We start from the raw sequence: 12,193 nt of genomic DNA on the forward strand, positions 1-12,193 counted from the left end.
CCATGTCAAACATTCACTCGCAATTAGAGAAGTTAAAAAGCGATGGGGTAAATCTGACGACAGCAGAGTTACTGCGCTATCAGCAGCTGGCAAAATTGATGAACTTAACTCCCAAAAAGGTGCCACAAGCGCGCTTAAGCGGGAGTTACCTCACCAAGCATAAAGGTAGAGGCATGGAGTTTGATGAGGCCCGCCATTACCAGCCTGGTGACGATATTCGAGCCATCGACTGGCGCGTAACTGCGAGAACCGGAAAAACCCACACTAAAATTTATAGAGAAGAAAGAGAACGTCCTGTTTTTATTTTCTGCGACTACCTTCCTTCCATGGGTTTTGGTACAAAACTACTGACAAAGGCCGTTCAAGCAGCGCATATTTCTTCGCTAATAAGTTGGTCTGCCGCCGCCCGAGGAGACAAAGTAGGCGCCTTGGTTTTTAATCAAAATAGTCACAAAGAAGTAAAACCATTAAGTAGAAAAAAAGCCGTACTTCACGTTTGCCATGAGCTAATAGCATTAAGTCAAGGTGCCCATAAAGAGCAGCCGAACACTGCTCGCGACCAAAACGCTTTTTCTGACGCTTGCGCTAGAGCAAGGCGTTTGGCAAAGCCTGGTAGTTTGGTTTATTTAGTTTCTGATTTTCAAAATATGAGCACTGCGGCACAGCAGCATTTAACGCACCTTACACGTCATTGTGAAGTGAGAGCTATCGTTGTTGATGATCCTTTAGAACACAAATTGCCAGAAACCAACGCGCTGCAAAGCGTCAACGTGTCTGATGGCGTTGTGAATCAGCGTTGGGTACTTGGCGATAGCAAGGAAACGCTCAGCTACAGTGAATGGCGCGAAGAACAAAACACAGCCATTACGCAAACGCTCAAACAGATGAGCATTGCACGCTATCACGTCTCGAGCGCATATCCATTAGATGAGCAACTTCAAAGTATGCAAAGAGAGAAAGTGTAATGGCGTTACAAACATCACCAGAACAAGATCCACTTTTGCAACTACGAGACATTAAAACACCTACGAGCGTTGATTGGTGGCCACTTGATTGGGGATGGTGGCTTTTAATGCTATTGAGTGTGGTTGTGTTAATTACCCTCATTGTTTTCATCAAACGTCGAATTGCATTTAACAGACCTCGCAAGGAAGCATTAAAGGCATTAGGGACAATATCAGAGCATGCCGATGATTGGCCTGTTCAGTTAAATTCGTTATTAAAGCGAACCGCCCTTTCCTACTTTCCTAAAGAACGCATCAGTAGATTGCATAATCAGCAGTGGCGAGATTTTCTGTTAGCTTCGTGCCCTAAAAACGCGCAAGCCCTTAATGAAGGCTTGACTGCGTTACATGCAAACCTTTATCGAAATAGTGCACAGCATACTGATTTTGCTGTCTCCCATGATGCTGTAAAAATGTGGATTAAAAACGCAACATTTCCAAGGCAACATCGTATTCCATCGTATTTAGAGGCAACATCATAATGCTAGATTTCAATTGGTGGTGGGCATTTCTTGCGCTGCCTTTGCCCTTGATAGTGAGGTTTCTAGTACCTAAGGCGTCAGAACCTTCGTTGGCTGCTCTTAGAGTGCCTAGACTGCGTCCGGAGCAACACAATGAAGACAGAACGGTTAGAAAGAGTAAGGTAGCGCTGGCGACAGCAACGCTTATTTGGCTAGCGTTAGTCACGGCTGCCGCTCAACCCCAGTGGCTAGGTGAGCCCGTCAGCATTCCAAATGAAGGCAGAGAAATGATGCTTGCGGTTGATTTATCCGGCAGCATGAAAATAGACGATATGCAGTTAAATGGCAGGCAGGTTAATCGGCTAACAATGACAAAGTCTGTGGTGTACGATTTTATTCAACGCCGGGTGGGTGACAGGTTAGGACTAATTCTATTTGCTGATACAGCCTATGTTCAGGCGCCCCTCACGTACGATAGAGAAACCGTATCTACACTTCTCAGTGAAGCCGTTATCGGGTTAGTCGGTGAACAGACTGCTATTGGCGATGCAATAGGCCTGGCGGTAAAACGATTTGATGCAAAAGATGAATCAAATAACGTGCTCATTCTTCTCACTGATGGTCAAAACACAGCAGGTAACATCACACCAGAACAAGCAAAGGAACTGGCAATCAAGAAAGGCGTAAAAATATACACGATTGGTGTAGGCGCTGACAAAATGCTTATCCAAAGCTTTTTCGGTAGCCGACAAATAAATCCTTCCCAAGAGCTAGACGAGACGATGCTTTCGGATATTGCTAGCTCTACTGGCGGTCAGTATTTTCGCGCCCGCAATGCTGAAGAACTCAATTCCATTTATCAACAGCTCGATACTCTTGAGCCTATCGAAGGTGAAACTCGCAAAATGCGCCCGCTTACGGCATTGTTTTACTACCCGTTAGCCTTCGCTTTACTAGGCTCAGTGTTATGGATAGTAGGTGCATTTTTTAAGTCGCTGTTTGGTGGTATGAGCTTAAAAAGCACCGATAAAGAAAGCGTGGAGAAGCAGGCGTGATCAACACTGACTTTTTAAACAACTCGGATTTCTTAAACAGCTTTGATTTTTTAAACAACTTTCACTTTATTCGACCTGAGTGGTTTTACAGTGCAATCCCATTGTTAGTGCTTTATGTGTGGCTAAGAACTCGCTCTACGAAGTATTCGGGCTGGCAATCGGTTATTCCCGCCCACCTCTATAACCATATGGTTGTGGGCAAAGTAGAAAAAGGAAAACGCCCACCACTTTGGTTACTTCCATTCACATGGTGTGTTGCCGTTGTAGCGCTTGCAGGTCCAACATGGGAACGCCTTCCCCAACCGGTTTATCAGCTTAAAATGGGGCACGTGGTAGTTATTGACATGTCGATGTCAATGCGAGCAACGGATATGACACCGGACAGGCTCACTCGCGCCAAATACAAGGCCATCGATTTAGTCAACACGATCTCTGAGGGCGAAATGGGGTTGGTTGCCTATGCAGGCGACGCCTTCGTTATAAGCCCTTTAACCGAAGATGCCGCGAACATTACTAGTCTACTTCCCAGTTTATCACCAGAGATCATGCCCGTACCTGGTAGCGATCCACTTCTTGGCATAGAAGCGGCCGTCGAGCTGTTAACCAATGCCGGCTTTAACAACGGGGCAATTTACTGGATAACAGATGGTATTGAGTTTGGTCAGCAACAAGAGCTTCAAGAATATGTGAGCGGCATTCCATTTACAGTGAACGCACTGACGGTGGGTAGTGCTGAAGGCGCACCAATTCGACAGCTAAATGGCGAACTGCTTAAAGATACATCTGGAAGCATCGTCGTTCCTAAGCTGAAAGAGGATGTGGTTCGTGGCGTTATAAAAGCAAGTGGCGGCCAGCTTGAATCCTTTACCTCAAACGATGACGACATTGAGGCGCTAAGCACAGTGTCATTGTTAGGGCGTGACACTAAGGACACTAGTGAAGAGGAAAGTGACTCAAAGGGCGACCAGTGGAAAGAAGTGGGTCCATATCTTATATTGCTCATCTTGCCTTTTGCTGCCTTTGCGTTTCGCCGAGGGCTACTCTTTTTTGTCATAGTAGGAGTGCTAACTCCCTTTGATAGCCAGGTAGCACACGCCCAGGCATCTGAGCAAACATCTGAGCAGTCATCTGAGCAAACATCTGCAAAAGCATCTTCAGAGTCGCCAGCCCAGACTGACACCGCATCAGATGCCCCCCTATCGTGGTGGCAAACTCCATTTTTAAATGCTGACCAAGAAGGGTTAAATAGTTACCAGCAAGCGCAATTTAAGGACGCTGCAGAGCAGTTTGAAAACAAAAACTGGAAAGCATCGTCACTCTATAAAGCTGGCCTATTTGAAGAGGCATTAGCTGCTTATCAAGACGTCCCTGGCGTTGACAGTCTGTACAATCAAGGCAATGCCCTTGCCAAGCTCGGTAAACTTGAGGTGGCTATTCAAAAATACAATGAGGTGTTAGAACAGCAGCCAGACCATGAAGATGCCGAGGCCAATAAATCACTGCTAGAGGAGTTGCTCAATCAACAACAGCAACAAGAGCAAGAGCAGGAGAATCAAGAAAACGGGCAACAGGATGGTGAACAGTCAGAACAAGGCGAGCAAAAAGGAGACCAACAGGGAGAGCAAGGGGAACAATCTCAAGGCTCTGAAAACGAGAACAACGCTGAAAATGAAAATAGCCCTGAAAACAAAGCTAAGCAAGAAAATTCAGACCAAAGCGAAGGTTCAGGGCAATCTCAACCATCAGACGAACCACCTGAAGAACAAGAAGCTGCGGGAGAACAATCAGAAAGCGAAGACTCTTCTGACTCTAATCAGCAAAACAGTGAGTTCACTGAAAACCAAGACAAACAAACAGACGCTAAAGACATAGCTGCGGGGGCTCAGAATCAAGAGCAACCGCTAACGGATGCAGAAAAAGAAGAAATGCAACGCATGGAAAACCTAATGCGAAGAGTACCTGATGACCCTGCATTTTTGCTAAAAAGAAAAATGCAGCTAGAGGCTGAGAGACGCAAAAGGCAGCGAATGCCATCAAACCGGAGAGATTGGTAGATGAAAGCTTTATCAAAATCTACATTATTAACGTTAATTTGTACTTTTTTCGTCACTTTTCACGTGCATGCTGATATAGAGTCAGTTGAAGCCACTATCGACCGAAACCCGGTGATGTTAGACGAAGCCATAAGACTCACAGTAACTGCAAACGGCAGCGCCGATCGGGATGCGTTCGACAGCTCCTCATTGTTAAAGGACTTTGTAGTGGGGCGAACGTCGGTGAGCAGTCAAACCTCTATAGTGAATTTTGATGCGAAGCGCACCACCACTTGGACTACTACCCTGTTTCCTCGAAAAGAAGGGACATTTACCATTCCATCTCTACGAATTGAAGATAAAACGACTTCCCCCATTGAAGTTTCGGTGATCCCAGTACAGGAACAAAGTAATGTAGCAAGGGACTATTTCGTCACCACTGATATCGACAAGAACGAGGCGTACCTCAATCAGCAATTACTCTACACCGTAAAATTACACCTCTCTAGCAATATCGAGAGAGGCAGTTTACAAGCGCCGGAAATGGAGAATGCGGAAATAAGACAACTAGGCGACGACAAGCAGTACACCGATATTTTAAATGGAAGACGTTATCAAATTATTGAGCGCCAATTTGCAGTGGTACCGCAAGCCTCTGGAGAGTTCACCCTACGAGGCCCTGTATTTACCGGTGAGGTGATGGCGGCAAATACAAATCAACGGTTTGGTTTTTTTAACCGCACGCAGCAAATTAACCGTGTGGGACCAGATATTGTCGTTAATATTAACCCTATTCCTCGTGATATTGATTATGCATGGCTACCTTCTGAAATGGTGAGAATTGATGAAGAGTGGCCGCAAGGTGATAATTTTGTTGTTGGCGAGCCTGTTACGCGAATAGTTACTCTCACCGCCCTCGGTGTAGTAGAAGAACAATTGCCTGAAATACCGGAATTCTATCCGCCTACGTTCAAGCTATACCCAGATCAATCAAACACGACTACAGTTGAAAAAAATCAAAACCTAATTGCTCAGCGACAGAGCTCGCTGGCTATTATTCCAACGGAGCCTGGCAAAATGGTTTTGCCAGAGGTGACTATTCCTTGGTTCAATACGCTTACTGAGCAAACAGAGTATGCGACTATTCCGCCCCGCTCAATTAACGTGCTCGCGGCCTCTGGGCAAACCAATAGTGCCCCGCCCCAAGCAGCGCCAGAAGATGAAACGCCCTCTGTGGCCCAAGCGCCTTCAAATGCCGCTTCTGACATTAAGGCAAATGAGCCTAATGTTGCAGAATCAAGCGATACAACAACACTTTGGCTGCTCATTAGCGTGCTGGCATTGGGTTGGTTAGTTACCCTTGTTGTTTTGGTACTGTTTATTAAGAGAAGTCGCCAAGGCTCTCAAATGAGTGAGAATAGAAGTAGCCTGTCTACGTCAGGCGTATTGAACCATCAACACAATTCTAGCGTTGAAAAGAAAGCGTATAACGCCCTTATTAGCATACTGAAAGCAAAAGATATTTCACAAATTGATAGTGCGTTACAAGTATGGCTTCGCGCCTTGAATGGCACTGCAAGTGGGCGGTCAATGCCAGAAGACTCGAGCGACACTGAAGCGATTAGAGGGCCTCTGGATAAATTACAACAAGCGCGTTTTTCGAAGTCTAATGATGCTAAAAGCACAGACAGTACTAATCAAATTCTGTCTGAACTGATGTCAGAAATAGTGGCGGCAAGAAAAGCGTATTTTATGCACGCTAAAAGTAAAGGCGCTACACTTTCTAAGCTTTATCCTACATCGTAAATAAAAGTGTAAGCGAGTAAATCGTGCCACTCACTAGCGCTAATTAATAGCGCCAGTGAGTGGATACAGTAAATTTGCGAAAAACACCAATTAGTCAAAACGACAGAAGATAAGATAACAAAACAATAAAAATAGCCGCACCAAAGATAGTGCGACCAACCAATACCGGGAGAAAACATGAAAACGTCACTCTTTTCACTAACACCAGTTGCGTTAGCACTTTTAACGCTAACGGCTTGTTCACCTGCCAATGAAACACCTCAATCCCAAGCGCCGGAAGTAAAATCACAGAGCGAGTCAGGGCAAACGGAATCCCAACGTCTTGCTACTTTTTTTGAGAACTCATTTGAAGATGACCTTAAACGCTCACCACTTTTTCAAAGCTACTTAGGAAAAAAGTGGGACTATGACAAGTGGGATGACATTAGCGAAGACGAGAAGGACGCGCGTATTGCTATAGCAAAGAACAGGCTTAAGACACTAGAAAATTTCGACACGCTAAAACTGAGTGACCAAGAAAATTTAAGCTTGCGTTTATACAAGCTTGGTATTGAGAGAGACTTGGCCAATGACGAGTTTCGCCATCATAGGTATATTGTCCATCAATTCAGAGCGGCTCATACCCAAGTCCCAAGCTTCCTCATTAACATTCATAGTGTGAAGAGCAAAGAAGATGCAGTGGCCTATATCGGCCGGCTAAATAATGTAAGTACCTACTTTGATCAAGTTATCGACCAAATGAAGATAAGAGAGAAAGTAGGCGTATTTCCGCCAAAATGGGCTTACGACCAAATGGTGGATGCCTCTGAAAATGTGATAAAGGGGGCGCCATTTGATGACTCAGACACCCCTTCAACATTATTGAACGACTTCCAAAACAAAGTGAATGCATTGGACATTGGTGACAGTGAAAAGACAACGCTACTCACAGACGCTAAAAGCGCACTTACGGCTTCAGTTAAACCAGCCTATACCCGCTTTATCAATGAGCTTGAGCATCAAAAAACATTATCACCTGAAGGCGATGGTGTATGGCGTTTACCTGATGGCGATAAGTGGTACCAAAACCGTCTAAACTGGTTCACTACCACCGACCTCACTGCCCAAGAAGTGCATGAAATTGGCCTAGAAAATGTAGAACGGATTCACAACGCCATGCGCGGCATTATGAAAGAAGTGGGGTTTGAAGGTACGTTACAAGAGTTTTTCGTATTTATGCGCGAGGACGACCAGTTCTATCTTCCTTCTACTCCCGAGGGCAGACAGCAATATCTAGACGATGCTAAGCAAGCTATCGATGATATGAGAGAGATGGTCCCAGAATATTTTGGAATACTTCCCGAAGCGCCAATGGTAGTAAAACGCGTTGAGGCGTTTAGAGAGCAGTCGGCGGGGAAAGCTTTCTATCAGAGCCCGGCACAAGATGGCAGTAGACCAGGCATTTATTACGCTAACCTATATGATATGAAAGCAATGCCAACCTACCAGTTAGAGGCATTGGCATATCATGAAGGCATTCCAGGCCATCATATGCAGCGCACTATTGCTCAAGAGCTCGACGGTATTCCGCAGTTCCAAAAGTTCTTAAGCTTTACCGCTTATACTGAGGGCTGGGGGCTTTACACTGAGGAACTTGCTAAAGATATGGGGTTTTATGAAGACCCTTACTCTGACTTTGGTAGATTAGCTATGGAGCTCTGGCGTGCTTGTCGTCTTGTCGTAGATACTGGTATTCATGCTAAAAAGTGGTCTCGCGAAAAAGCCGTCGATTACTTGGTAGAAAATACGCCGAACCCAGAATATGATGCACAAAAGGCTATTGAACGCTATATTGCTATGCCTGGGCAGGCCACAGCGTACATGATTGGAAAATTAAAAATTATGGAGTTGCGCGAAAAAGCGATGAACGAGCTCGGCGACAACTTCGATTGGAAAGATTTTCATGATGAAGTATTAAAGTATGGACCGGTCCCGCTTTCAATGCTTGAGGAAAACATCGATAGCTGGATAGCAACCCAAAGCGCTATGTAAACGTTCTGTATTTTCCAAATAGAGTTCTAAGAAGCGCCGTCGCCTAAAAAGCATGGCGCTTTTTTTTTGCTCAAAAGGTGCCTTTTAGGTTTCTTTTAGTCGGTATTTGGTGTGAGACGTTAAAAAATTAACCCTTTTTGGAATTTATTTTATGTTTGCTCGAAATAAAATCGATAACACTCAGGTCTTATCGAGTATGAAAGCAAAGCATCAAAGATACGAAGCCCTAGTGAAAGCATTTCACGCCGATATTTTTCGTTATGCCTACTGGTTAGTCAAAGACAGAAGTGTTGCGGAAGACATTGTTCAAGAAACATTCCTACGGGCATGGCGTTCTCTGGACGCCTTAAACGACGAAAAAGCCGCCAAAGGTTGGTTAATCACGATATTGCGCCGTGAAAATGCCCGCCGCTTCGAACGAAAACAGTTAGAGCTCGTAGATATCGATGATGTGTTTATACACGATGACACTCAGCAGGCTGAAGGCGATATTAAAGAACGAGAACTGCATAAGTTACTCGGTACCTTAAGCATTGAATATAGAGAGCCACTTATTCTGCAGCTGTTATTTGGTTTTAGCGGTGAAGAAATAGCGACTCAATTAGATCTCAACAAAAACACAGTAATGACACGGCTTTTTCGGGCTCGAAATCAGTTAAAAGAGGCGCTGGAGAAACAGAATCAACATAGAGGTCAAGCTAATGGATGAATTAGAATTTAGACGCAGAATTTACGCTGATCCTAATACGACTGACAGCGATTTAGTCGCTGCTGCAAATGCAGATGAGAAAAAGCGCGCTTTTTGGCAGGAACAAAAAGCATTAGACAATAAGCTCAAGCAAACTCTTAAAGTTGAAGTACCAGAAGATTTAGCGAGTAAACTTATTTGGCAGCAATCGGCGGATGAATTTAGCCGCTACAAGAAAAGAAGTCGCTGGTATGTTGCGATAGCCGCATCTGTCGCATTTGCTGTGGGGATTAGTTTCACTATGCTTCAGCAGCAGTCCATTAGTTTGGGCGACCATGCGCTGGCTCATATGCAATATGCTGATGTAGAGGAATCTCACTCCCTATTACCCGTTGATTTAAATATGGTAAACGCGAAACTGGCGAGCTTTGGCGCTAGCTTCGACACCATGATTGATGGTGTAGAGGTTGCCAACTACTGCCACCTCAGCACCGTACAAAGCCTGCACCTTATTGTCGATACACCGCAGGGTAAAATGTCAGTTTTTGTGGTGCCAAGTCGTGACAATGTGAAAGTGCCTAGCGAATTCGGAGATGACTCCTTTCACGGCGAGAGCTTCAAAATGCAACAGGCCAATATAATAGTCGTGGGTAATAAAGGCAGCGACCTATCTACTATGAAAGACGCGGTGGCGAATAGGATTCAGTTTTCTGCGTAAGCAAACAAAAAAGTGTATTGCTCTTCAAACGCTTACAGCTTTTCTATCTACTTACGCTAGTTTGCTGCCAATGTCGTCGACTTGGTGGCAAACATAGCAATATATTCATTCTAAAAATTTAAGGTGCAACTAAGCGCTGTAAAATCTATAATTTAGGTTAATGAAGAGTGTGGCGTACACGCTACAAATCCTGGCGCAGCAAGCGTGCAAAATTACCTATTGAGACAAGTTCAATTCGTCCTAAGCAGTATAGAGTTAAGAGCAGTAAGTGAGCCGTAGATCAGAAATGCGCGCTGGTAGCATTAAAGGCACAGCAGTAACGTCATTATGTCATTTTGCAAATAAGCTAATGCTTAAGTGCGTACTTATGCTTTTGATAACGTCCCCTTCCCTAGCCTCTGGCAATAATGTCAGCATGAAAAATCAGGTAGATACTTATGCAAATCTGGCACATGCTGTTTTATTTGAATGGAATTATCCTTCTGAACTTTCTAATAAAGACATTGCTAAACAGCTACAGCAAAGCGGTATTCAGTCTGATGATTCGGAAATAGCCGTTGTATTTCGCCATATCATGGCACTATCAAATGTAGAACATCAAGATTTGCCTCAAGTTCCTATAGCAGTTAAACGGCCGCTATTAGAGAAAAATTGGCTTAAGTTAAAATCGATAGACCTAAGAACCTATGTTTACTTAAAAGCTTATTATTTTTACATAAAAGGGGTGAGCGACTACAAAGGCTCCCTCAAACGTTTAAGTACAACTATTCCGTTGCTCTACAACCTCAAGCAAGAAATACTTCAGTCAGGCGATAAGCGAGCGGTCGCGATGGCAAGTATGTGGTTAGCTGAGGAGTATTCTACATCATCTCCCATACGTTCCATCAACGAAATGGAATACGCAATCCCCTTTCTCGCCGTTCCTAAAAATAGCAACAAACTTGAAAAAGAATTCAACCTTTATGACGCACATAGGTTACTTTCGGAAAGCTATCTCGATTTAAATTTACCTAGCAAGGCTGTGGAGCATGCCAAAGAATATATCTCCCTAAAAAAGCAGCATAGTACTTTGGACACTGTTGACTTTTTGTTAGCAATTACAGCTCTGAACCGACTTCGGCGTTTTGCTGAGGCTTTAGCCTTAATTGAAGACGCAAAAAAATACATGCCCCCTGTACAAGATTTCAAAAGTATTTATGTAGATCTATTGCTTATGAGTATCTACAGCTCTCGTCTAGCTGAGGGTGACACACAAAAGATAACAGAATTAGCCAATAAAATTTTGAGCTCAGCTATTGACATGCCTGCTTACCTCATTGACGCAAAGCCTATCGCTAATGCCATGTACATTGCGGTTAACGGAAGCGATTCCCAATTTGATGCTGCAATTCGCGAATACGAGAAGGCGTTTGAAAAAAAGTTTAACGCTGTACCGTACAAGAAGACTGCAATACTGGCGAAATTTCAAGCACTAAAGCATATATACGCAGTGAGAGGCGACAGTGAAAAAGCTTTTGCAAACCAAAATAAGTACAGCTCTGCGCTAGTGAATTACCATACAGAGCGCTTCCAGCTCAATGACAACGCCAAATTAAGTATGCTCTCGCGGGACGTCGAACTTGCAGAGTATAGGCAAAAAGAACTTGAGGCATTGCAGCGTGAGACCTCGGGACTTGCTGGCGAAACAGAGAATTTGCGCACTGCAGTTTTCGCCCTTGTGACCATTATTTGTTCAATTCTGACTACGTGGCTATGGATAGCGAAAAGGAAAAGCGACACCAAGGCAGATACCGACTCACTCACTGGCGCCTTAACTCGCCGTGCCATGCTAAGACAATTAAAATCCTTACTCAAGAAACACCCCACATCGTGTATTGCCCTTATTGATATCGACCATTTCAAGCGTATCAACGACAAATACGGTCATGTCGTAGGTGATGAGGTATTAAATACCTTTAGTCAAACCATTCGCAAGCGTATCCGCAAATCCGACTTGCTTTGCCGCTATGGTGGCGAAGAGTTTTTAATCTACTTTGAGAATTCCAGTGAACAAGAAGTGAAAAGCGTGCTCAATGAGTTAAATGACGCGTTTTCTCGTGTCGCCCACTGGAAACACACAGACAAGGCGTTTACCGTTTCGTTTTCAAGTGGTGTAGTGGCGCTGAATGGCTCGGTTAACTCAGAGTCTGTGATTAAAACATGCGACGACCTTTTATATAAAGCTAAAAACGGCGGTCGCTCTCGCGTTGAGTCCACAACACTCGCCCATGCCTAAACCATGATTATACGTGGCTCATTTACTTGAGCTCATTTGTTTAACTTCATTTATTAAGTCCACAATGTTGCTTGGTCTCCTGTCTTTTCGCCACTAAATCGGGTGTAGGCTTTCATCATCAT

At 44.2% G+C, this 12,193-nt stretch carries 9 protein-coding genes; all 9 read left to right on the plus strand.

Annotated elements, in window-relative coordinates; all coding sequences use genetic code 11:
- Positions 1-2 precede the first annotated feature (2 nt).
- The 9 genes from V7R39_RS00325 to V7R39_RS00365 all read left to right on the plus strand — a co-directional run bounded on the left by V7R39_RS00325 (position 3) and on the right by V7R39_RS00365 (position 12,071).
- Positions 3-965 (plus strand): DUF58 domain-containing protein, encoded by a 963-nt coding sequence (locus V7R39_RS00325; protein WP_334027072.1) that lies wholly within the window; start codon positions 3-5, stop codon positions 963-965.
- A complete protein-coding gene (locus tag V7R39_RS00330; RefSeq protein ID WP_334027074.1) occupies positions 965-1,486 on the plus strand; it encodes a DUF4381 domain-containing protein in 522 nt (173 codons plus the stop codon). The genes V7R39_RS00325 and V7R39_RS00330 overlap by 1 nt, the downstream gene beginning before the upstream one ends.
- A complete protein-coding gene (locus V7R39_RS00335) occupies positions 1,486-2,520 on the plus strand; it encodes a vWA domain-containing protein (protein ID WP_334027076.1) in 1,035 nt (344 codons plus the stop codon). Before V7R39_RS00330 ends, V7R39_RS00335 begins: the two co-directional genes overlap by 1 nt.
- The gene (locus V7R39_RS00340) at positions 2,517-4,574 is read left to right on the plus strand and encodes a vWA domain-containing protein (RefSeq protein WP_334027078.1); all 2,058 of its coding nucleotides are present in this window, start codon (positions 2,517-2,519) and stop codon (positions 4,572-4,574) included. Before V7R39_RS00335 ends, V7R39_RS00340 begins: the two co-directional genes overlap by 4 nt.
- Positions 4,575-6,359 carry a BatD family protein gene (locus tag V7R39_RS00345; RefSeq protein WP_334027080.1) on the plus strand — a complete coding sequence of 595 codons (1,785 nt, stop codon included), beginning with the start codon at positions 4,575-4,577 and terminating at the stop codon, positions 6,357-6,359. It begins immediately after the preceding gene.
- A 177-nt stretch (positions 6,360-6,536) separates the two neighbouring features.
- Positions 6,537-8,390 (plus strand): DUF885 domain-containing protein, encoded by a 1,854-nt coding sequence (locus tag V7R39_RS00350; protein WP_334027081.1) that lies wholly within the window; start codon positions 6,537-6,539, stop codon positions 8,388-8,390.
- 151 nt (positions 8,391-8,541) lie between these two features.
- Positions 8,542-9,099, plus strand: coding sequence for a sigma-70 family RNA polymerase sigma factor (locus tag V7R39_RS00355; RefSeq protein ID WP_334027082.1), 558 nt, complete (start codon positions 8,542-8,544; stop codon positions 9,097-9,099).
- Complete coding sequence (locus V7R39_RS00360; protein WP_334027084.1) at positions 9,092-9,796, plus strand: DUF3379 family protein; 705 nt, start codon at positions 9,092-9,094, stop codon at positions 9,794-9,796. The genes V7R39_RS00355 and V7R39_RS00360 overlap by 8 nt, the downstream gene beginning before the upstream one ends.
- Before the next feature lie 268 nt (positions 9,797-10,064).
- Positions 10,065-12,071: a GGDEF domain-containing protein gene (locus tag V7R39_RS00365; protein ID WP_334027086.1), complete on the plus strand. Its 2,007-nt coding sequence runs from the start codon at positions 10,065-10,067 to the stop codon at positions 12,069-12,071.
- The last annotated feature ends 122 nt before the right edge of the window (positions 12,072-12,193 follow it).

The organism is Alteromonas sp. P256 (genome assembly GCF_036864455.1).
Lineage (GTDB): Bacteria > Pseudomonadota > Gammaproteobacteria > Enterobacterales > Alteromonadaceae > Alteromonas.